The organism is Phytohabitans maris, from assembly GCF_031085175.1.
GTDB lineage: Bacteria > Actinomycetota > Actinomycetes > Mycobacteriales > Micromonosporaceae > Phytohabitans > Phytohabitans maris.
The window spans coordinates 17,870-38,910 of the sequence record NZ_JAVHUY010000011.1 but is presented as its reverse complement, the minus strand read 5'-3'; the positions used below and the strand labels follow the sequence as shown (position 1 = coordinate 38,910).

The window sequence follows — 21,041 nt, the reverse complement described above, 5'->3', positions numbered from 1 at the left end:
CAGCATGCAATCCTGGCGTGATGGCCGTGGTGGCCGTCATCGCTGGTCATCGTGGTGCGTCTCGCGCCGCAGCGAGGCGAGGGCCGCCCGCAGGGAGGCGACCAGTGCCACCGGTTGGTCGAGCATCAGGTGGTGCCCGGCCAGCGGGATCGACAGCACCGTCGCGGCCGCACCCAGGCGCCGCGCCATGGCGCCGGCCCGGGCCTCGCTGAGCAGACCGTTCTCCGCGGCGACCAGCCACACCGGGACGGGCGCCGGGCGCAGGTCGTCGAGGTGCAGCTCGTCGCGGAGGAAGATCCGGCGGTCGGTCTTCCAGGTCCAGCCGCCGTCGACGTAGCGCACGGACGCCGCCGCGATGTGCCGGACGATCGACGGGATCTGGCTCGCGTGCCGGTCGGCGGGCAATGTCTGGAACGCGGCCGCGGCCTCCTCCCTGGTGGCGAAAAGCCGTCCGGTGGAGGTGGCCCGGGCGTGCCGGCGCTGGAGCTCGCTCGGGGTGCGGCGGCGGGCGGCCACGTCGAGCACGACGACGCCGCCCAGCCGGGGGTCGCCCCGCAGCCCCGCCCGCAGCGAGACCAGGCCGCCCATGCTGTGGCCGATCAGGACGGGTCTGGCCGGTGCGTCGGCGAGGCGGTCGGCCACCGCCAGGACCTCGTCCGCCCAGCGCGACAAGGTGTATCCGTCCGGCCGCCACTCGCTGTCGCCGTGCCCGGAGAGGTCGACGGCGACGACGTGGCGTTCGCCGGCCAGCCAGGGCGCGATGTGGTCCCACCAGTGCGTGTTGGCCGCACCGCCGTGGACCAGGACGACTCCCGGGCGGCCGGGCGTACCCCACTCCCGGGTGTGCAGCTTGATGCCGTCGCACTCCAGCCACGTCGAGGTCGCCGGGCGTGCCAGCCCGGCCCGCAGCCACGCGGCCAGGTCGGCGAAGGACTCCGGCGCGGGCTCAGGCATGGGAACGCCCGGGCAGGACGACAACCGCCGAGCCGGGGCAGGTGGAGGCCCCGTCGGCGTTGTGGATGTCGAGGTCCAGCCGGACGACGAGGTCGCCGTCCGCCCGCTGGGCGTCGGTGACCACGCCCACGACGGTGAGCACGTCGCCCTTCTGGTTGACCGACCGGTACCGGCACTCGAGCTCGGTCACGACCGCGTCGTCGCCGAACGCGGCGTGCAGGGCGTTGTGCAGGTAGGCGAAGCGCAGGTTGCCCATGCCGAACGTCCCCTGGCCGTTGCCCGCCGAACGGGCCGCCTCGTCGTCCATGTGGATGTAGATGAACTCGTCGTTGACGGCCGCGTACCGGTTCCAGTTCATGACGTCGGTCCGCCGGGTCCAGGGTGGCAGCGGTGTCCCGGCGCGGATGTCGGCGGCCCCGAGCACGCCGGTCACGACGCGTACCGCAGCAGTGTCCCGGTCCGGAGCCGGACCAGCTCGTGTCGTTGGTTCACCCATTCCTCCTCCGTCGATACCAGGCGGGTGTCGCCGAGCCGGGTGACCCGGCTGCGTACGCCGGCCAGCCGCGACCGCGTCGAGATCACGTCGCCGGGGCGGATCGGTGCGCCGTAGCGGTCCGCCTGCCCACCGTTCATCACGTGTGGATGGTGCGGGAAGTCCGACCGGGCGGCGCCTTTCGCCGCGGGCGGGGCGGTGAGCAGCCAGGCGAACGGGTTGAAGTCGCGGGGCGCGATGATGCCGGCCCAGCGGGTCGTCGCCGCGTACTCCTCGTCGACGTAGAGGGCCGGCGGCCGCTCGGGCCAGTACGTGGCGATGGCCCAGCGCCGGATGTCGGTCGCCGTGACCGGTGGCGAGTGGGTGAACTCTGTCCACTGTAGACCATCACTCATCGGTCGTCGCCTCCACCGCGCCCATCTCGACGAGTTCGGCGATCTCGGCCGCCGGCAGCCCGGTCCAGGACCGGATCGCCCGGACCGTGTCCCGGCCGAGCGCGGGCGCCGGCGACGTGGCGGCCACTTCGCCGTCGATCCGCCAGGGCGCGCCGACGACGATCTGCGGTCCCAGCGTCGGATGGTCCAGCTCGCGCAGCAGCCCGCGCTCGCGTACGTGCGCGTCGCGCAGGATGTCGTCGCCGCCGAGCACCTTCGCCGCGGGTACGTCCACGGCGTGCAGCGCGGCGACGACCTGTGTCGCGTCTCGGGCCGAGGTCCACGCGGCGATGCCGGCCTCGGCCGAGCGGCGCTCCTCCTCGCTGACCGCCGCCGCCAGGTCCAGGCCGACCACCGCGCCGATCCGGCCGCGGTCACGGGCGTCGCGGGCGGCGACGGCGACCCACTCGTCGTCGCCCCGGCAGGGGAAGACGTCGTACGGCCACAGGTCGTAGAGCCCGTTGCCGGCACGCCACGGCACCCGGCCCACGAGCTGGTACTCGATCACGGAGTCACCGACCAGGCCGGTGATCGCCTGCTGGGCCGAGACGTCCACCGCCGTACCCGCTCCGCCGCGCCGGCGGGCGAGCAGCGCGGCCAGCGCCCCCACCGCGGCCACCGTGCCGGTGCGCAGGTCGACGGAGTCGCGGACCTCGACCGCGGGCCCGTCGGCGTAGCCGGTCAGATGACCCAGACCACCCATGGAGTTGAAGATAGACGCGTAGCCGGCGTAGCCCGGATCCGTCCCGCCGCGGCCGGCGCTGGAGATGCAGACGACCACCACGTCGGGGTTGGCGTCCTTGAGGTCGTCGTAGGTGAGGCTGAGCCGTTCGAGCGCGCCCGGCCGGAAGTTCGACACGATCAGGTCGGCGGCCAGCGCGAGGCGGCGCAGCAGCGCCCGTCCCCGCGGGACCTGGAGGTTGATGCCCACGCTCTGTTTGTTGAGGTTGACGGAGTTGAACCGGGCCGATCTGTTGAGGCCGGCCGCGTCGTCGTCGGGCACCTGGCGGAAGAGGTCGGGCTTGGCGCTGGACTCGACCTTCACCACCTCGGCGCCGAGCATGGAGAGCAGCTCGGTCGTGTACGGTCCCGCGGCGACCCAGGTGAGGTCGAGCACGCGGACGCCGGTGAGCGGGCCGTGGGCCGGCAGGTCCCGGCCATCTCCGGCGGCCGGTCGGCGGGGCGTGGACCAGCCCGGGGGCGGTTCGCTGGACTGGGCCGGCGCGGGCGGCCACGGCTCGGGTCCCGGCAGCGGCCGGCCGTCGAACGTGTACCCCGGGCGCGGCACCACGAGGCTCAGCCCGGCCGCGCTCACCTCGCCCAGGTCACCGCGCTTCGCCGCGTGCTCCGAGGTGAGCAGCGCCGGCGCGTCGGAGTAGTAGCCGACCGGGGTGCCGAGCGGGGCCAGCTGGTCGTAGATGTCGCGGGCGCGCCGGGTCGCGCACCAGCTCCGGATGATCTCGTCCAGCGCCGTCGCGTTCGTCTCGCGGGCGCCCCGGGTGGCGAAGCGCGGGTCGTCGACGAGGTCGGGGCGGCCGATGCCGGTCGCGAGGCTGGCCCAGAACGCGTCCTGGGTCGGCCGCACCGTGATGTACCCGTCGAGGCAGGGAAAGATCCCGCCGTAGTCGTAGCCGCGGTCCGCCCGGTTGACCCGGATGCCCTGGTTGAGCTGGCGGTCGATGGTGACCCGGCCGAGCGAGATCGCGACGTCCTGCTTGGAGACGTCGGCGAAGGCGCCGGCGCCGGTCTCGAGCCGCCGCATGGTGAGGGCGAGGGCCAGGAGCGCCCCGACGTTGCCGGCGTCGTAGTCGGTCAGGTGCCGCCCCGCCTTCACCGGTGGCCGGTCCGGAAACAGCTCGTAGCTCAGCCCGCCGGGCAGCAGAAGCCCTTCGCCGCCGGCGTGGAACACGTCGAGCTCGGTGCCGGGGCGGCCGGCGCCCGGGCCGGCGAAGCCGTACGGGCGGATGGAGACGTAGACCACGCCGTGGTCGTGGGCGAGCCGGTGCGGCGACAGGCCACGGTCTTCGAGCTCCTCGGCGCTGGCCGAGCCGATCACGACGTCGGCCGCCGCGAGGAGTCCGGGCACGATCGGGTCGGCGGGATCGTGGAGGTCGGCGACGACGGTCCGCTTGCCGGTGTTGGTGTAGATGAAGACCGCGCTGTCGGGCGCCGGACCGGTGGGGCCGAACCCGCGCACCCAGTCGCCACCGGGCGGCTCCACCTTCACCACGTCCGCCCCGAACTCGCCGAGGACCTTGGCGCAGTACGCGACGGCGATGTCACCCGAGAGTTCCAGGACTTTCAGGCCGGCGAGGGAGGTGAAGCTGTCCACGGCGCATCCATCCCGGCGCGCGGCGAAGCGGAGCGGCGGCGCCTGATTTCTCGATGGGATCGGGGCGAGCCGCTCGATCGGAGCGGCGCCTGGCACCGGAGCATACAGGTTGCGTGCAATCACGCCAAGCGGTGCACTCCTTGAACGCCCCATCCCGGCGAAAGGCTTGACACGCTTAAGCCTGCTCACGAAGATGTTGCATGCAATCTGGATCCCCGGCACCGGCGCGACGCTGGTGCCGGACCGGCTCACGTGCACCGGGCCGTGCCCCGAACGAGATGAGGACTCCCATGGGCCTGACCGCAGCTGACCTTCCCCCGATGGTCGAAGCGCTACGAGCACGCATCGGTCAGAAGTACGAGCTCCAGCAGGTGAACCGGCTCATCACCGCGGACATCATCGGCCGGTACGCGCTCGGCGTCGGCGACGACAACCCGCTGTTTCGCGAGCCCGAGTACGCGGCGGCGACCCCCTTCGGCCGGGTGATCGCACCGCCGACGTTCCTGGCGACCGTGGCCCGGACCCGGCCGCAGGGGCTTCGCGGCGTACACGCGCTCTTCGCCGGCCTGCGGATCGAGTTCGAGCGCCCGGTCTGCGAAGGCGACCGGTTGACGTCCGTCACCGCGCTGGACTCGCTGGAGGAGCGGCAGGGCAAGTACGCCGGCACGAGCTACGTCCAGCAGAACGTGACCACCCACTCCAACGGCGACGAGCTTGTCGCGACGGCCACCAGCTACAGTTTCCGGACCCTGCGGGACGAGGCGCGGGACCGGGGCAAGTACCAGGCGCTGACCCGCAAGACGTTCTCCGCCGACGAGATCGCCGAGATCAAGCAGAAGTACCTGGACGAGGTGAAGGCGCGGCGCGGCGGCGGGGTGCTCGACCTGAGCCAGATCAGGGTCGGCGACGAGCTTCCCTCGCTCATCAAGGGCCCGCTCAGCGTCGCCGACGTGATCTGCTGGCTCAACGGGGTCGGCGCCGGCGTGTTCATCAAGTCCTCCCGGCAGTGGTACGAGTACCTCGACCGCCACCCCGCCGCCGGCATGCTCAACGAGTACGGGGTGCCGGACGCGCCGGAGTGCGTGCACTGGGACGAGCAGATCGCCCAGAAGATCGGCATGCCCGGGCCGTACGACTACGGCTGGCAGCGCTGCGCCTGGCTCGGGCACCTCGTGACCGACTGGATCGGCGACCACGCCTGGGTCCAGCAGATCAGGATCGAGCTGCGCGCCCCCAACTACGTCGGCGACCTCACCACGCTCACCGGCTCGGTCACCTCGGTCGACCCGGACACCAAGTCGCTCACCGTACGGATGCAGGCCGTCGACCACCGCGGTCGGCTGACCGCCAAGGGCGAGGCGCGGGTCGTCACCGAGGTGCCCGCACATGTCTGAGCACGCCGGACCGGTGCGTGGTACGAAGGTGCTGGTGCTCGGGCGCGGCCTGCCGATCGACTGCGCGTCGATGTTCCTCGCGGACCTGGGCGCGGACGTCGTGATGGTCGAGGAGCCCGGCTCCGGCCCCGCCACCGACGACGTGGCGCCGGCGATCGACGGCCTCGGCTACCAGCGCCTCGCGTTCTGCCGCAACAAGCGCTCGGTCGCCCTGCGGGCCGGCGACGCCGCGGAACGGGAGGCCATCCACCGGCTCCTCGACTGGGCCGACGTCGTCCTCTACGACTCGGCGAACCCGATCGGCCGCGACCTGGCCGGCACCCTCGGCGAGGTCGCCACCCGCCGGACCGAGCTCATCACCTGTGACGGCAGCACCTGGGGCAGCTTTGGCGAGCGGGCCGGCTGGGCCGGCGACGACCTGGTGCTCCAGGCGAGCGCCGGGTGCATGGACCTCACCGGCGAGGCCGACGACCCGCCGACCCGCGCCGGAGCGTCCATTTTCGACTTCGTCTCCGGCACGTACATCGCGATCGCGGTACTGGCCGCCGTCTTCCGCCGCCAGCGCGCGGGTGCGGGCCAGCGGATCGAGGTGGCCGGGTACGACACCGCGGTCACGCTCCTGAGCAACATGGCCTCCGCCTACTTCGCCACCGGCGAACACCGCTCGCGGCTCGGCACCGGCCACATCTCCATCTTTCCCTACAACGCGTTCCGGACCTCCGACGGTGAGATCGTCATCGCCATCTTCACGCAGGCGTTCTGGTCGAAGTTCTGCGCCGGCATCGGCCGTGCGGACCTGCTGGAAAACCCGCGGTACAAGACGATCCCGGACCGGATGCGGGCCAAGGACGAGCTCTCCGCCATCCTCGACGAGCTGTTCCTGCGACGGACGACGGACGAGTGGAGCGAGATCCTGCGCGAGGCCGACGTGCCGTACGGACCGGTGCTGCCGGTCGGCCGGGCGCTCTCCCTCGACCAGACCACCCACCGGGGCATGACGCCGGCGCTGACCGGACTCTCCCGCCCGGTACGGACGGTCGGCTCACCGCTGCGGTTTCTGCTCTCCGACGGCTCGACCTATCACCCACCGGCGCGGCGGGCCCCCCGCGCCGGCGAGCACGACCTGGCGAGCATCCTGTCCACTTCGGACACCCAACTCGAATCGAGCGGCCGATGAGCCAGTCCCCACCCAACCCGCCGCTGTCCGGGATCCGGGTGCTCGACTTCACCCGGATGTTCGCCGGGCCGTGGTCGGCGGAGATCCTGAGCGACCTCGGCGCCATCGTCGTCAAGGTCGAGGAGCCGCGCATCGGTGACCCGACCCGCCGCCACCGCCCGCTCGTCGGCGACGAGAGCTCGTACTTCATGGCCGTCAACCGGGGCAAGAAGAGCCTCGCGATCGACGCGCGCACGGAGGAGGGGCGCGAGGTCCTGCTCACCGCGATCCGCGCGGCCGACGTGCTGGTCGAAAACTTCCGGCCGGGGGTGATGCGCCGCCTCGGGCTCGACTACGAGACCACCAAAAAGATCAAACCCGATCTCGTGTACTGCTCACTGTCGGGCTTCGGCGCGACCGGTCCGATGCGGGAGCGGATCTCGTTCGACATCGTCAACCAGGCCTTCGCCGGGCTGATCGACATCACCGGGCACCCGGGCAACCGCGCGTCCCGGATCGGCGTACCGATCGGCGACCTCTCCGGCGGCCTGTACATGTCGATCGCGGTCCTCGCCGGCCTGGTCAACCGCGACGCCACCGGGCTCGGCTGCTGGATCGACCTCGGGCTGCACGACACGCTCGTGACCCTGCTGGCGGACGTCGGCCAGCGGCACCTCCTCGACGGCGAACCGGTGTCCCGGATGGGCAACCTGCACCGCGCGGCCGCCCCGTACGGCTGCTTCCCGACCCGGGACGGCTGGATCGTGCTCTCCGCGTACGCGCCGGCGGACTGGGAGCGGCTGGTCCAGGCACTGGGACTCGCCGCGGACGAGGTGCGCGCGTTCGGTACCCCGCAGGAGCGGCTCGGCGACCAGCGGGCGCTGCAGGAGCTGCTGGCGAGCCGGTTGCGCCAGGACTCCACCGAGACCTGGCTGACTGTCCTCAGAGGACACGGCATCACCTGCGCCGAGGTGCTCGACATCCGCCAGGTCCTGGAGTCGACCACGCTGGCCTCCCGAGACCTGGTGTACGAGGCGAAGGGCGGAGACCGGGACGCGTTTCGGATGCTCGCCTCGCCGATCATCCTCGACGGCACCCGGCTCGGCACCGGCTCGGTCGCCCCGCGCCTGGGCGAGCACACGGCCGAGGTGCTGGCCGAGCTCGGGTACTCGGCCGACCAGGTGCGCGCCCTGACCGACGCGGGAACCGTCAAGGTGGGCCCGTGACGTCCCGCGCGGCCAAGCCGGCCCCGGCGCCCACGCCGGAGACGGCCGAGTACTGGCGGGCGGCCGAGCGCGGCGAGCTGCGCCTGCCCTACTGCGCCGGCTGCGACGCGTACGTCTTCTACCCGCGCGGCGCCTGCCCGACCTGCTGGTCCACGGAGCTGACCTGGACCACGCTCTCCGGGCGGGGACGGCTGCACTCGTACCTGATCAGCCACATCGCCGCGCCGGGCTTCGAGCAGGACGTCCCGTACGCCATCGCGATCGTCGAACTGGAGGAGGGACCCCGCCTGATGAGCTCGGTTCGGGGGATCGCACAGACCCCGGAGGCGCTGGTACTCGACATGCCCCTCGTCGTCGACTTCGAGCCGCGCGGGGACGTCACGCTTCCGGTCTTCCGGCCGGCGCCGGTCGACGCCCGTGGCTAGCCCCGCGGGCGGGGCCATCGTCGGCGCCGCGGAGACGGCGAGGCTGGGCGTGATCGAGGATCAGTCAGCCCTCGAACTGCACGCGGAGGCCGCGCGGTCGGCCGTCGCGGACGCGGGACTGACCCTGGCCGACATCGACGGGCTGGCCACGGCGGGCCTTCCCGCGATCACCGTCAGCCATCACCTCGGGCTGCGGCCGCGCTACCTGGACGGCACGTACATCGGCGGTGGATCGTTTCTGCTCCACCTCCGCCACGCCGTCGCGGCCATCCAATCGGGCCTCTGCGAGACGGTTCTCATCACCCACGGGGCCTCCAACCGCTCCCGCGTCGGCCGCCCGCCCCGAGTCACCGACCCGGCGTCGCCGATGGGCCAGTTCGAGCAGCCCTACGGCGCGTTCACCCCGCCGACGCTGTTTCCGATCGGCGTGCTCCGGTACATGAAGAAGTATGGGCTCACCCACGAACAGCTCGCATCGGTGGCGGTCGCCCAGCGGACCTGGGCCAGCAAGGTGCCGCGCGCGATGTTTCGTTCCCCGATCACCGTCGACGACGTGCTCGCGTCGCGCATGGTGGCGTACCCGATGCGTCTTTTGGAGTGCTGCCTGGTGACCGACGGCGGCGGCGCCGTCGTGGTGACCTCGGCCGACCGGGCCAGGACCGGGTCCTTTCGCAAGCCGCCGGTCTTCGTCCTCGGCGCGGGCGAGGCGTGCGAGACCTCGATGATCTCGACGATGGGTGACCTGACGACATCGCGCGCGTTCGTGGACGCCTCGACGGCGGCGTTCGCCGAGGCGCGCCTGCGGCCGCGGGACGTCGACCACCTCATGGTCTACGACGCCTTCGCCCACCTGCCGATCTACGCCCTCGAAGACTGCGGTTTCGTGGCGCGGGGCGAGGCCGGGGCGTTCATCGCCGAGGGTCACACGCGGCCCGGCGGAACGCTGCCGATGAACACGAACGGTGGCGGCCTGAGCTACACCCACACCGGGCTCTACGGGATGTTCCTGCTCCTGGAGGCGGTGCGTCAGGTCCGGGGCGAGGCCGCCGCGCAGGTACCGGGCGTCGACGTCAGCATGGTTCAGGGTGTCGGCGGTATGTTCGAGGCCGCCGGAACAGTGATCTTGGGGAGCCACGATGCCTACGCCGGCTAGCACCGGGATTCCGGTCTACCGCTATCTCGCGCAACGCTTCCACCGGGAGGAGGTCCGCGCGGTCTTCGTGCTGACCGGCGACGGCAACATGTACTGGGACGCCGCCCTGGCCGAGTACCCGGACGTACGGTCGGTGCACGTGCGCCACGAGCACTGCGCGGTCTCGATGGCGCTGGCGTACGCCCAGAAGACGGGCCACCTCGGCGTCACCTCGGTCACCTGCGGACCCGGACTCACCCAGACGATGACCGCGCTCGCGACCGCCGCCGCCGCGCGGACACCCCTGCTCATGCTCGCCGGCGAGCCTCCGCTGCACGCGCCCTGGTACAACCAGGGGATCGACCAGGCGCCCCTCGTGCGGGCCAGCGGCGCCGAGTACATCCAGGTGCACAGCCTGGCGACGCTGCCCCGGCTGGTCACCCAGGCGTTCTACCTGGTCCGTGCCGAGCGCCGCCCGGTCGTCCTCGGCGTCCCGATGGACCTCCAGCAGGAAATGATCGACCCCGGCGAGCACCCGGTGGAGGCCGAGGACGGCATCGGCGAGCCGCCCGACGCCGGGCCGCGTCTGCCGCACCCGGAGTACATCCGGCGGGCCGCCGAACGGGTCCTAGCGGCGCACCGGATCGTCGTGCTGGCCGGGCGCGGAGCGGCCGCCAAGGACGCCACCGACGCCTGCGTGGAGCTGGCCGAACTCTGCGACGCGGCACTGGCCACGACCCTGCCGGTACGCGGCCTCTTCGCCGGCCACCCGAGAAGCGTCGGCGTCGCAGGCGGCTTTTCCCACGCCGTGACCCGCGAGGTGTTCGACGGCTGCGACCTGGTCATCGCCGTCGGCGCCAGCATGACGAGCTTCACCACCAACAGCGGACACCTGATCGACCCGCGGCGGGTGCTGCAGCTGGACGAGAGCCCCGGCGGCCTCCGGCACGCCCGCGTGGTGGCCAGCTCGCACGTGGGCGCGGACGCCGCCGCCGGTGTACGGGCGCTGCTCGGCGAGCTCAAGAGCCGCGACTTCACCGGCGACGGCGGCTGGGACGTCGCCGGGTACGCCACACGCGTCCGCACCGAGCCCGCCGACCGCACCGCCTACGACATCGCGGACGGATACCTGGACCCGCGGGCGGTGATCGAGGTCTTCGACCGCCTCGTGCCCCGCGACTGGGAACACGTCAACGCGGCCGGCCACTGCGGGTACTTCGCCACGCACATGCACGACGTACCGGCGGCCCACTTCCTGACCATCAGGGAGTTCGGCGCGGTCGGGAACGGCATCAGCTACGCGGCCGGCGTCGCGATCGCCCGCCCCGGATCGCCGGTGATCCTCTTCGAGGGCGACGGTGGTGTGATGATGCACGTGCAGGAGCTGGAGACCCTGCGGCGGTACGGACTCAAGATTTTGATCTGCGTCCTCAACGACGGCGCCTTCGGCTCCGAGGTCCACAAGCTCCGCGCGGCCGGCCTTGTCGACCGCGGCGCCACCTACGGACGCAACGACATCGCCGGTATCGCCCGCGGCTTCGGGCTGCGCGGGGCGACCATCCGCCGGCTCGACGACATCCAGCCGGCCCTGGAGGAGTTCGCGGCGGGCAGCCAGTCGATGGTCCTGGACATCCTGGTCTCCGACTCGGTCATGTCACCCGGCATGAACCGGCGCGTCAGCGGCATCCCCCCACACGCTACGTCCTGAGCGCTCCACCACCACGACGTCGCCATCACCGCGGCTTTGGCAGCCTCCCCGCAGGCCGCCGGCGCGAGGCCGGCGGCGCCAGGCTTCGCCTCCTGGTCCGAGCTGCTCACGGTGCGGGAACGGATGAACGCGGCGAAGCGGCCGGGTCGAAGCCGCGCAGGTTGAGATGGTCAGGGGATCGTGGTGATGAGGCGTCGCAGGGCGGCGTGGGCGGGGGGCCCAGGTCGGTTTGCCGCCGGGGCGGCCGTGGACGCCCTCGGCGCGCTCGGCCTGGGTCCGCCACGGTGCCGGCCGGTGGGCGCGCCGGCGGGGGCGGGTTGGTGAAGCGCGGTCAGGAAAGCGGCCAAGGATGTGGCCGCGTCCGCGGTGCGCGTGATGGGGGCGCGGTCAGCGGGCGTGCCCGGAAGCCAGGTGGTGATGAGCCAGGGCCGCGGGAACCGTGCGGACGGCTGGCCGATTCGCTGCGGGACGGGCACCGGCAGCGAAAGGCGCGGGGCCAGCGTGGGCACCCAGGTGTGCTCGTTGCGCAGCAGCGCGTGCGTGTTGCCACGCTGAACATGCGGCATCACGGCGGCGGGCGCACCGCGCAGGACGGTGCGGGCGCCACAACCTACGCGGTGGCGTGACGCAGGTGCGCCTGGTAAACGCCCGGGGTCTGGCCGACGACTGCGGTGAACGCGTCGATGAAGCTCGACGGATTGGACCACCCGCACTCCATCGCGGTGTCGGTGACCGACCGGGCGTTGGTGAGATGGACCAGGGCGTGCTGGACGCGCAGGATGGTGCGCCAGCGGTGAAAGCTCATCCCGAGCTCGCTGTGAAACAGGCGGCTCAGGGTGCGCTCGCTCGCGCCCGACGCCCTGGCCAGCTCGGCCAGAGTCGCGGTCGAGCCGGGGTTGTCGTGCAGGAGACGGGTGACCGCGTGCAGCCGGTCGTCGCGAGCCTCGGGTAGGTGCAGGGACTGCTCCGGGGCCTCGGCGAGTTCGTCGATCACGACACCGCGCAGCCGGCTGTGTGCGCTGGGTCTGATCTCTGGCCGATCTGTCAGGGCCAGGAGGGCCTCTCGCAGCAGGGGGCTGACGGCGAACACACTGGGGTGCGCCACGAGCGCGTCGCACTGGTCGGCCGGGATGGCGACGAGACGGACGTCGGTCCTGCCGTAAAAGCGGTGGGAGTGTTCGAAGCCGGGCGGTGTCCACGTCACCTGATTGGCCGGAGCGACCCAGGTGCCGCGTTCGGTCGTCGTGGCCAGGGCACCGGCGGCGGCGTACACCAGCTGACCCTCGGGATGGGAGTGGGAGCCGAGGTGGTAACCATGCGAAACCCACCCACCGCCACTGGGTATGGATCCCCGAAGTAGCGCGGGCGAGGATTGGCGGGTTTCCGGCATCGTCCGTCAGCTTACCGGTGGCAGCGCAGAGGTCGGCGGGCTCAAGATCGGTCCACGAGGGCGTGAACGCGGACCTAGCCGGCGCGACCGTGACGACCAGGCGAACGAGTGAGGAGCGATGAAGAGACTGCTCGACAATCTGCTGCGCAGCGCTACGGTGCACAAGGTCGAATCCCTCGGCGCCCGGTTCAAGGCAATCACCTTGACCGGTCCGGAGATCGCCGGCCTGTCGATACGGCCAGGCCAACAGGTACGGGTGCAGGTCGGAGCCGCCAACTTCCTGGTCGACCGCGTCGTCGGAGCACTACGGACATACTCGGTGTGGCGCTACGACGACACCTGTCTGGAGCTGCGGGTGTTCGATCACGGTGAGGGCCCGGGCGCCCAATGGGCTCGCACCGTCAGCGAAGGCGATCGGGTGCACATCCTCGGGCCAGAAGGGCGTTTCTTCTGCCGGCCCAGTCCCTACCACCTGTTCGTCGGCGACGAGACGGCCTCGGTCGCCTTCGGTGCCATGATCCGTGCGCTCGACGACGACGCCCCGGTGTACGCCGTCATCGAGGTCGACACCGAACACGAGCAGCTCCCAATCCCCGGCAACGTCGTCTGGGTCCACCGCCGTGGCCGCTCGCCCGTACGCTCGGCGGAGTTGGGCGCGGCCGTCGCTCGCCTCGACCTGCCGTCGCCGCCGGGCACGGCCTACCTGGCGGGCGAGGCCGGCACGATCCAACTGGTCCGCAACCACCTCGTCAGCGACCGCGGCTGGGGTCGGCGTGACGTCATGACCAAGCCCTTCTGGGCTCCCGGCCGTAGAGGCATGGATTGAAGCCCCAGCCCCGGCGCGTCCAGGGTGAGGCGAGCTGGCGCGGTTCGAGCAGGTCGGCGCTGTCGGGCGTGCCGTTCATCGACGTCGTCGGTGCCGCCGCGCTGCCGGCCGCTCCACCGGGAGGCCGGCTGATCATGCCCCGTACCGGCGCATCGGTCGGCGTACTCTGACGCTGGAGAAGCAGGGATCCCGGCGATCGGGCCGAAACGGGCGAAGGGGTGCGAGCCATTGACAGACGTCTCCATCACGAGCAGCACCACTGCCGACGGGACCGTTTACCTGACCGTGGCCGGCGAGATTGACATGGAAAGCAGCCCCAGGCTTGCCACCGCCCTATCGCAGGCGATCCACGCGGACGACACCAAATGTGTCGCGGTAGACCTCGATCGGGTGTCGTTTATGGACTCCAACGGGATCCGTGACCTCGTCCTGGCGCAGACGCAGGCGACCGAAAAAGCCATGACGTTCTACATCACCAACGTCCAGGACGGGCCCCGCCGGGTCCTGGAGCTGACCGGCCTGCTCGCCGTGCTCACCAAACAAGCCCCGCCCACCGCCGACCCCACCGCTGGGTGGCAGACGGCCTGACACGCCGACGGCGTGACTGTCGCGCGGTTGGGTACATCGTGGATGTCGTTCCCGCCGCGTCGCGCAGGAGGTGTGATGGCCGAACGCAGAACTTTCCGTGACGCGGTCGTGGTGGTTACGGGAGCGTCCAGCGGAATCGGCCGCGCGACCGCGCTGGCGTTCGCCGTGGAAGGGGCAAGCCTGGTACTCGCGTCGCGCGGCCAAGAAGCCCTTTCGGACGTGGAGCGGGACTGCCGGGAACGGGTGGGCCAAGTTCGCGATCAGAGGCCTGGCTTTGAACCTTCAGCAGGCGGTGTGGTTGGCGGCACGCACGAAGAACGGCGTGTCGACCGGCCCAGGTAGCACCAGGCACACCCTCCGGCCCGCACACACCTGGCGTTGGCCGCCCATCGCATCGCGCCGCGTGCCGTCGAGTGGCTCGTCGCCCGGTGGAGCGCGACGTTGATCACCAAGCCATCAACGGCCGCCGTTTCATACCCTGGTGTGCCCCGCTTCATACGGGCGGGCGAAACCGCCCGATTGGCGCGGACGCCTCACGTCGCGTTTGCCGACGACGACTCGTAATGGGCGGGCCGCCGCGTCGTTCCGTGCTCATCCCAAGACCGCGCTGGTAGCAGCGGAAGTGCGCGACGGCTCGGTCGGGCGGCTGATGCCCCAAGATGTCGGATGTCGCGGCACGAGGTGGCTGACGACGGCTGGCTTTGTCAACTAGCCAACGGAATGGTGGCGCTGGTCGGTTGGCGCGGGCCGTGGGGGGGCGGGCGGTGTGGGCCCCGGCCGTGTGGGCGGGCGTCCCCGCGGCGTAGGCGCGGCTGGTGGGGTGGCAGGGCTCAGGTTGAGTACCTGGGTGAGGCCGAGCAGGTCCAGGCGGCGCTCGACCGTCCGGCTGGGCATGATCGTGAGCCGGCAGTGGATGGCGGCGGAGCGGTGGCTCGTCTCGACCAGACCGGCGGCGCCTTCGGAGGAGACGAACGGTACGGCGGTCAGGTCCAGCACGATGCTCCCGGGATGGCCGGTCAGGACGGCCCGTACGGCGTCGTCGAAGGCGTCGCGGGTGCTGTGGTCCAGGTCGCCGGCCACGATGAGGTGTACCGCATCGCCGTGTGCCTGCACCCGACATGACAACCGGTCGTTCTGGTGCATAGAGCACAGACTATCGGCCCGGGCGCCACGACGCCGCTCTGGCTGGCGCAGCGCGGGTCTTCCGATCGTTCCGGGTCGTATCTTTCGCGGCCGAGTCTGCGTCGGTCGTCCGCGGTCAGGCGTGGACGGGCGTAGAGTTGATGGGTTGAGAAGATCGAACGGAAGGCGGTAGCAGCTCGGGCGCGTCCGATGACCTTGGCAGGCCACACAACGTGAGGAGGCCGCCATGACAGCCTTGACCGCACCGACCATCACACATCGCACCGGCACGATCCGTCTCGCCGTCGACGGCGAGATCGACCTGAACACCAGCGGGACCCTCGGCCACGCCATCACGGCCGCCGTGTCTGTCGAGCCCCGCCCCCACACCGTGGTCGTCGACCTGGACCGGGTGCGGTTCTGCGACTGCGCCGGTATCGGCGCGCTGCTCCAGGGACGAACGGCCGCCCGGCAGGCCGGCATCACCTACCACGTCGTCAATGCCCATGGCATCGTGCTGCGCGTATTGCGGTTGCTCGACCTCGACGGTTTGCTGCTGACTGAAGGCGCAAATGCTGGATCCGGCCGTCCACGGTGGTAGATGCACCGCACGGAGGGCACGCCGTCCGCCGATAGGCCCGCGGGTAATGGCGCAGCTTGGCCGCGGCGCACGCGGCGTTCGGCGGGCCTGAGGCGTTGATCGGACGGGTTACCGGTGGAGGTGTTTGACGAAGCGCAGCACGGTGCCGGTCGGCTGCTGCCGGCGGATCTCCAGCTGGTCGGTGAGGTGGGCGATGAGCGCGAGTCCGCGTCCGGACACCGCGTATGCGGACGCCATCATCGCCTCGCGGGGCAGGTCGAACCCGGTGCCGGTGTCGGCCACCTCGACCAGGCAGATCGACTGCTGCACGGCGAGCCGCAAGCTGTAGTGGGTGGCCGGGTCCGCGTGACGGACGGCGTTGCTGCACGCTTCGCACACCGCGACCTCCACCGCGGCCCGGCATTCCTCTCCGACGAGGCGACGGCGCAGAACGGTCCGGGACAGCCGCCGAACCACCGGCACGGTCCAGCTCGCTCGGGGCAGCGTGACCCGCACGTTGACCTCGCTCGGCGGCCCTGGACGGTGCGGGGTCGGGGCGCGCATCCGGTAGCGGATATGGCTTCGGTGCGGGCTGGGTGCGGTCACCGTCTGCGGGATGGTGCTACCGGACATGCCGTCCCCCTTTCCCGGTCAGCGTCGGTGCTGACCAAGGATGGTGGCCCGATCGTTCCCACACCCGGCAGCGTTGAAACGCCTCACTCACACCTTCGCGGGCGTCCCGGCCCTGCGCCGGCGAACCCAACGCGGCTGCGCGGACCTCGCGGCAACGCCGGCGCCGGCCTCGTACTGCTGAGACGCGACCGTGGGCTAGCAGGTCGGGGGCCCGGGTCCAACCGCAGGGTGAGGGCCGGTCCGGCCGCGGTGTCCCAACCCGTTCAGGATGTCCTGCGTGGTCGTGTCGGCGATCAGGCGGCCGCGTCGAGGTCCAGACCGCCGTGGACTTGCCCGCCCCGTTCGGCCCGGGGAACCCGGTGACCTCGCCCGGTTCGACGGTGAAGCTCAGGTCGTCGACGGCCAGCACATCGCCGTAGCGTCGAGTCAGCCCGCGTACCTCGATCATCGGTCCGCTCCGTCCGCAGCGCCGTCCGCCGGGACATCGGCCTCCCAGCGCAGCAGGTCACCGGGCTGGCACTGGAGCACCTCGCACAGTGCGGCGAGGGTCGTGAAACGTACCGCCTTGGCGCGGCCGTTCTTGAGCTTCGCGAGGTTGGCAGGCGTGATCCCGACCCGGTCCGCGAGCGTGCCCACGGACATCTTTCGTCGGGCCATCATGACGTCGATGTCGACGACGATCGGCATCAGACGACCTCCTCGAGCTCAGCCTCGAGGTGCGCTGCCTGGGCGTCGCGGGCGACGGCCTGAGCCAGCAACATCCGCAGCACGAGCACGATCAGCGCGACCCCCAGGACGGCGAGGACGGCGCCGCCCAGCATGAGAACCATGCCCGGGGAGAGGTCCTCGCCAGGGGCCTGGACGGCCGCGAGGACGGCCATCAGCAGGGCCGCCGCCACGATCGCGCCGATCACCACGTCCACGTAGCGGAAAGCCGTGTGGGAGAACACGGTGCCGCGTCGCACCATCGTCACCAGCCGCCACACACAGACCAGGACGACCTGGAACGTCACCAAGCCAAGAACCAGGAATGTGATCAACAGGTACGGGTGGCGCATCTCGGCCAGGTCGGCGTCAAGCTCGACCGCGTTGACGGCCACCACCACCGTCTGCACGAACAGCGAACCGGCGAACAGCACCCCCAGCACGAGACGCAGCGCCAGCACCGTCAGTCTTCCCATCGCCTCTCCTTCGATCGAACTACGACAGGAACCTATCGCTATTCGATAGACTGCGGCAAGCGTACTCCCGCATCCGGCATCAACAGCCGGACCCGACCCGCCCCGACCGTCCACATACATCACAGTGACCACCGGCCCACCTGCATGGCCCGACGAGAGGGCGTGTTCGAGCCTGCGTCCTCCGTGGCGCAGCCGAACTCGTTGCTCCCGCGGCCCGGGGTTCGGGCTGGCCGGATGGCGGGGCAACGCCGCCGAGGAGGGGCTGATCGAATCTCTATCGAGGAACACCAAACGCCTGGCTCGCGTTTGTGCAGGTCAGAGGCCCGTCAAGTCGGGGTGGCGGGATTTGAACCCACGGCCCCTCGCTCCCAAAGCGAGTGCGCTACCAAGCTGCGCCACACCCCGTGCGCCCCGCAGTCTATGCGGTCCCCTTGACCTTTGGCGCAACGCCCCACGCCGACATACCCCGGATGCCGCGCGCGCCTGGCCGCCCCGACCCAGTACTCTGGTGGCGCGCCCGAGCACGGCAGGGGCGCACGCGGGCGTAGCTCAATGGCAGAGCTTCAGTCTTCCAAACTGACGGTGCGGGTTCGATTCCCGTCGCCCGCTCCAGAGTTTCCGCAGCTCAGCTACCCGCTCGGACCTGGCGCCGGGGAGCTGTACCGCCGCTGTGGGCTGGTCGTGCCAGCGCGGTGGCGATCGGTAGCGAAGCGACCGCCGTGAGGGCGGTAGAAGAGCGGGTAGTCAAGCCGGTCGTGGATTGTCGACAGAAAACCTTCTTGCGTCGGGCTGAACGTGCCGGAGTTGGAGCATCCTGCCCCAGCCGAGTCGGTCGGTGGTCGTTTCTGGAATTCCGCTTCTTGCGTGAAGAAGCCAGGTCACGATGACTCTTATGTCAGCCACAACTGCTGTTGATATACACGCGACCACTTTACGGCCCGCATCTCGATGCTTTTGGATCGCACAGTGACGCCTATCCCGATTTCTGCATTCCGTCGAGCCCACCGGACATCGATTGTCCAGATCTGGCCCAAGACAACTTCCGAGTCCTGCAACCGGATCCGCACCGGTTCGATCGGGATGGAGACGGCATCGGTTGCGAGGACGGGGATCCCGGGGCCACGGCCAACGACGCGGTCGCTCCCGACGCGAGCGGAACACCGGCCGTGCCGGGCGTCTCGAACCTGAACGGAGAACTGCCGGTCACCGGCCCGCCCACACCGACGGCGGTATTGGCCGCGCTTGCCCTCGCACTCTTTGTCGTCGGGACCATATGTCTGATGATAGGACGGCCGCGAGTGCCTAGTACCACACCATAAACGATTTGTCCCGTGCTGCTCCAGACCATTATTTAGTGGGTTGGGCCCTGGTAATCGTATCCAGGGTCCAACCACGTCAAGCTATAGGCTCGTCAGGAATCGAGAAGCAGGGGTCACGAGGGCGCCGCTAGCGTGAACGTCCGTGGATACCAACAGGTCGTATCGTGACGTGCTGCGCGACCGGCGCTTGGCGGGTCTCCTGCTGGGGGACCTCCTGGCCAACGCGGGTACGGGCATGATCATCGTGGCGATGCCGGTGCAGACGCTGTCCATCCACGGCAGCGTCCCCAAGGCGATTGCCATCGGGCTTGTGGAGGCGGCGCCGTTCCTCCTGTCCACCCTCCTCGCGCTGGCCGTCGGGTTGGGGCGGGTCCGGGTGCCGCCGCGGACCCTCCTGATCGCGGACTGCGTGCTGCGCTCGCTGACGTTCACCGTCCTTGGCGTGCTGGCCGTCACCGGACGGCTGACGCTGCCCATGCTGATCGGTGGGCTCTTGTTCGGCGCGATGTTCCGGATGGCGGGATCGAGCAGCCGGCGCCTGCTGGCGACGTCCATGGCGGGGGAGACGGGTCGGTTCGCCGTCAACGGCCTGCTCGGGCTGAACACGACGTTCGCGCTCTACATCGTCGGGCCGGTGTTGGGCGGGGTGATCGTGGCGTCGGCGAGCGCGGGCGTCGCGCTCTTTTTCGACGCGGGCGGTGCGCTGGTCCTGCTGGTCGCGGTCCTGGCGTCGATCCCCGGGCAAGCGACCTCAAGGCGAACCCGAGCGGCCTTGACGCGAGCACGCGCGGCTTCAACGCGAGCACGTGCGGCTTCGACAAGAACCCAAGAGGCTCTGACACGAGCACGGGCCACCGAGGACCGAGCGGCCAGGCAAGCGCCGCCGGAGGACCGGGCGGGCAAGCAAGCGTCGCCGGAGGACCGGGCGGTTACGACAGCACATGCGGCAGGACCCGAGTCGGGTTGGCGGATCCTGCGGCGAAGGCCGGTCGCCGCGCGGCTGCTGGTTGTCGAGTTCTTCTTCAACTTCTTCTACATGCCGATCGAAGTGGCGCTTCCGCTGTACGTGCAGGGGCGCCTGGACGCCGACGCGTCCGCTCTGGGGCTCATGTGGGGTGCGTTGGGAGTTGGCGCGTTCGTCGGTGCCGCCCTGGTGAACCAGTTGCGAAACCTGCCGCAGCGGCACGTGCTGATCGCGATCATCGGCTTGTGGGCGATGTGCCCGATCGCGCTCGCGTTCGTCGACGACCTCGCGCTCGCGCTGGTTGTCTTCGGGCTTGGCGGGCTGGTGTGGGCGCCGTTCACGCCGGTGGCATACAGCTATCTCCAGTCGGGGCTCAGGCCCGACGAGCAACAGCAGGTCGTCACGCTCTGGACGACGGGCGCCACGGTGGCCGCACCGCTCGGCCTGGCCGTTGGCGGACCACTGATCGAGGTGGCCGGGAGCATGGGAGGGCTTGCGTTGTCTGGTGGGCTTACGCTGCTGCTCCTCCCGATCGCCGCGCTCGCCGTCCTGCGGCACGCATCGCCCCGCCCCAGTGCGGAAACCGCGTAGTGGCTGAGGCCGGACCAAGGCGCGCAGGCCAAGGCGGGCACGGGGAGGTCCGGGCGCGGGAGCGGGCGGCAAGGCCCCGGCGACGGCGGCCGGGGCCGGGTGCGAGGCTGGGCACGCCCAGCCGGGACGTGGCAGGATCTCAGGGGTGACCAGCCGACCGGCCGCCGAGCAGCGCTTGCGTGACCTCGCGCGCCTGCGTCGCGTTCGCGATCGGATTGATCGGGATTATGCGCAGCCGCTGGATGTCGAGGCGCTCGCCCGGGGTGTGGCCATGTCTGCCGGGCACCTTAGCCGCGAGTTCCGGGTTGCCTACGGTGAGTCGCCGTACAGCTACCTCATGACGCGGCGCATCGAGCGGGCGATGGCGTTGCTGCGCCGTGGCGACCTCAGCGTCACCGAGGTCTGTTTCGCGGTCGGCTGCTCGTCGCTGGGCACCTTCAGCACCCGCTTCACCGAGCTGGTCGGCGTGCCGCCCAGCACCTACCGGCGCGAGGCCGCCGCCGCGACCGCGGGGATACCGGCCTGCCAGGCGAAACAGGTGACCAGACCGATCAGGAATCAAGAAGCCACGGTGCTCACCCGCGCATAGCCTG

22 protein-coding genes, 2 tRNA genes and 2 pseudogenes are annotated in these 21,041 nt (G+C 70.8%); 14 read left to right on the top strand and 12 right to left on the bottom strand.

Annotation, left to right across the window (positions count from 1 at the left end; all coding sequences use genetic code 11):
- Positions 1-36: 36 nt before the first annotated feature.
- From RB614_RS13570 to RB614_RS13555, 4 genes are read right to left on the bottom strand one after another with little or no spacing between them, the layout of a single operon-like run.
- Positions 37-954 carry an alpha/beta fold hydrolase gene (locus RB614_RS13570; protein WP_308712821.1) on the bottom strand — a complete coding sequence of 306 codons (918 nt, stop codon included), beginning with the start codon at positions 952-954 and terminating at the stop codon, positions 37-39.
- Complete coding sequence (locus RB614_RS13565; protein ID WP_308712820.1) at positions 947-1,387, bottom strand: MaoC family dehydratase; 441 nt, start codon at positions 1,385-1,387, stop codon at positions 947-949. The genes RB614_RS13570 and RB614_RS13565 overlap by 8 nt, the downstream gene beginning before the upstream one ends.
- Positions 1,384-1,842: an FAS1-like dehydratase domain-containing protein gene (locus RB614_RS13560; protein ID WP_308712819.1), complete on the bottom strand. Its 459-nt coding sequence runs from the start codon at positions 1,840-1,842 to the stop codon at positions 1,384-1,386. Before RB614_RS13560 ends, RB614_RS13565 begins: the two co-directional genes overlap by 4 nt.
- Positions 1,835-4,213 (bottom strand): CaiB/BaiF CoA-transferase family protein, encoded by a 2,379-nt coding sequence (locus RB614_RS13555; RefSeq protein WP_308712818.1) that lies wholly within the window; start codon positions 4,211-4,213, stop codon positions 1,835-1,837. The genes RB614_RS13560 and RB614_RS13555 overlap by 8 nt, the downstream gene beginning before the upstream one ends.
- Before the next feature lie 290 nt (positions 4,214-4,503).
- On the opposite strand from RB614_RS13555, the gene RB614_RS13550 reads away from it, so the two are divergent.
- From RB614_RS13550 to RB614_RS13525, 6 genes are read left to right on the top strand one after another with little or no spacing between them, the layout of a single operon-like run.
- Entirely contained in the window at positions 4,504-5,607 is a 1,104-nt protein-coding gene (locus RB614_RS13550) for an FAS1-like dehydratase domain-containing protein (RefSeq protein ID WP_308712817.1), read from the top strand.
- Positions 5,600-6,784, top strand: a complete 1,185-nt coding sequence (locus tag RB614_RS13545; protein ID WP_308712816.1) for a CaiB/BaiF CoA transferase family protein — start codon at positions 5,600-5,602, stop codon at positions 6,782-6,784. Before RB614_RS13550 ends, RB614_RS13545 begins: the two co-directional genes overlap by 8 nt.
- Positions 6,781-7,989 (top strand): CaiB/BaiF CoA transferase family protein, encoded by a 1,209-nt coding sequence (locus tag RB614_RS13540; protein ID WP_308712815.1) that lies wholly within the window; start codon positions 6,781-6,783, stop codon positions 7,987-7,989. The genes RB614_RS13545 and RB614_RS13540 overlap by 4 nt, the downstream gene beginning before the upstream one ends.
- Positions 7,986-8,414 carry a Zn-ribbon domain-containing OB-fold protein gene (locus tag RB614_RS13535; protein ID WP_308712814.1) on the top strand — a complete coding sequence of 143 codons (429 nt, stop codon included), beginning with the start codon at positions 7,986-7,988 and terminating at the stop codon, positions 8,412-8,414. The genes RB614_RS13540 and RB614_RS13535 overlap by 4 nt, the downstream gene beginning before the upstream one ends.
- Positions 8,407-9,567 carry a thiolase C-terminal domain-containing protein gene (locus RB614_RS13530; protein WP_308712813.1) on the top strand — a complete coding sequence of 387 codons (1,161 nt, stop codon included), beginning with the start codon at positions 8,407-8,409 and terminating at the stop codon, positions 9,565-9,567. Before RB614_RS13535 ends, RB614_RS13530 begins: the two co-directional genes overlap by 8 nt.
- Entirely contained in the window at positions 9,551-11,254 is a 1,704-nt protein-coding gene (locus tag RB614_RS13525) for a thiamine pyrophosphate-binding protein (RefSeq protein WP_308712812.1), read from the top strand. The genes RB614_RS13530 and RB614_RS13525 overlap by 17 nt, the downstream gene beginning before the upstream one ends.
- 272 nt (positions 11,255-11,526) lie before the next feature.
- Here RB614_RS13525 and RB614_RS44160 read toward each other — a convergent pair.
- Positions 11,527-11,967: pseudogene (locus tag RB614_RS44160) on the bottom strand (phosphotransferase); the annotation flags it as partial.
- Positions 11,865-12,644 (bottom strand): AraC family transcriptional regulator, encoded by a 780-nt coding sequence (locus RB614_RS13520; protein ID WP_308712811.1) that lies wholly within the window; start codon positions 12,642-12,644, stop codon positions 11,865-11,867. The gene RB614_RS13520 and the pseudogene RB614_RS44160, both read right to left, overlap by 103 nt.
- A 118-nt stretch (positions 12,645-12,762) precedes the next feature.
- On the opposite strand from RB614_RS13520, the gene RB614_RS13515 reads away from it, so the two are divergent.
- The 4 genes from RB614_RS13515 to RB614_RS13500 are packed head-to-tail and all read left to right on the top strand — an operon-like array spanning position 12,763 to position 14,400.
- Positions 12,763-13,470: a siderophore-interacting protein gene (locus tag RB614_RS13515; protein WP_308712810.1), complete on the top strand. Its 708-nt coding sequence runs from the start codon at positions 12,763-12,765 to the stop codon at positions 13,468-13,470.
- Positions 13,467-13,640, top strand: coding sequence for a hypothetical protein (locus RB614_RS13510; RefSeq protein WP_308712809.1), 174 nt, complete (start codon positions 13,467-13,469; stop codon positions 13,638-13,640). Before RB614_RS13515 ends, RB614_RS13510 begins: the two co-directional genes overlap by 4 nt.
- Positions 13,641-13,698: 58 nt before the next feature.
- Positions 13,699-14,058 carry an STAS domain-containing protein gene (locus tag RB614_RS13505; RefSeq protein WP_308712808.1) on the top strand — a complete coding sequence of 120 codons (360 nt, stop codon included), beginning with the start codon at positions 13,699-13,701 and terminating at the stop codon, positions 14,056-14,058.
- 42 nt (positions 14,059-14,100) lie between these two features.
- Positions 14,101-14,400, top strand: coding sequence for an SDR family NAD(P)-dependent oxidoreductase (locus RB614_RS13500; RefSeq protein WP_308712983.1), 300 nt, complete (start codon positions 14,101-14,103; stop codon positions 14,398-14,400).
- 366 nt (positions 14,401-14,766) lie between these two features.
- Here the strand turns inward: RB614_RS13500 and RB614_RS13495 are convergent, their stop codons facing one another.
- Entirely contained in the window at positions 14,767-15,171 is a 405-nt protein-coding gene (locus tag RB614_RS13495) for an STAS domain-containing protein (RefSeq protein ID WP_308712807.1), read from the bottom strand.
- Between the two features lie 256 nt (positions 15,172-15,427).
- On the opposite strand from RB614_RS13495, the gene RB614_RS13490 reads away from it, so the two are divergent.
- Positions 15,428-15,781 (top strand): STAS domain-containing protein, encoded by a 354-nt coding sequence (locus RB614_RS13490; RefSeq protein WP_308712806.1) that lies wholly within the window; start codon positions 15,428-15,430, stop codon positions 15,779-15,781.
- Between the two features lie 108 nt (positions 15,782-15,889).
- Here the strand turns inward: RB614_RS13490 and RB614_RS13485 are convergent, their stop codons facing one another.
- The 5 genes and pseudogenes from RB614_RS13485 to RB614_RS13465 form a co-directional block, all read right to left on the bottom strand.
- Positions 15,890-16,393, bottom strand: a complete 504-nt coding sequence (locus RB614_RS13485; RefSeq protein WP_308712805.1) for an ATP-binding protein — start codon at positions 16,391-16,393, stop codon at positions 15,890-15,892.
- 316 nt (positions 16,394-16,709) lie between these two features.
- Positions 16,710-16,841, bottom strand: a pseudogene (locus RB614_RS13480) (ATP-binding cassette domain-containing protein); the annotation flags it as partial.
- Positions 16,838-17,080, bottom strand: a complete 243-nt coding sequence (locus RB614_RS13475) for a helix-turn-helix domain-containing protein (RefSeq protein ID WP_308712804.1) — start codon at positions 17,078-17,080, stop codon at positions 16,838-16,840. The gene RB614_RS13475 and the pseudogene RB614_RS13480, both read right to left, overlap by 4 nt.
- The gene (locus RB614_RS13470) at positions 17,080-17,574 is read right to left on the bottom strand and encodes a DUF2975 domain-containing protein (protein ID WP_308712803.1); all 495 of its coding nucleotides are present in this window, start codon (positions 17,572-17,574) and stop codon (positions 17,080-17,082) included. Before RB614_RS13470 ends, RB614_RS13475 begins: the two co-directional genes overlap by 1 nt.
- A 331-nt stretch (positions 17,575-17,905) precedes the next feature.
- Positions 17,906-17,979, bottom strand: a tRNA-Pro gene (locus RB614_RS13465).
- Positions 17,980-18,112: 133 nt separating this feature from the next.
- Here RB614_RS13465 and RB614_RS13460 point away from each other — a divergent pair.
- The 3 genes from RB614_RS13460 (at position 18,113) to RB614_RS13450 (ending at position 21,037) form a co-directional block, all read left to right on the top strand.
- Positions 18,113-18,186: transfer RNA gene (locus RB614_RS13460), tRNA-Gly, on the top strand.
- 849 nt (positions 18,187-19,035) lie between these two features.
- A complete protein-coding gene (locus RB614_RS13455) occupies positions 19,036-20,448 on the top strand; it encodes an MFS transporter (protein ID WP_308712802.1) in 1,413 nt (470 codons plus the stop codon).
- Between the two features lie 145 nt (positions 20,449-20,593).
- Complete coding sequence (locus tag RB614_RS13450; RefSeq protein WP_308712801.1) at positions 20,594-21,037, top strand: helix-turn-helix transcriptional regulator; 444 nt, start codon at positions 20,594-20,596, stop codon at positions 21,035-21,037.
- Positions 21,038-21,041: the final 4 nt, after the last annotated feature.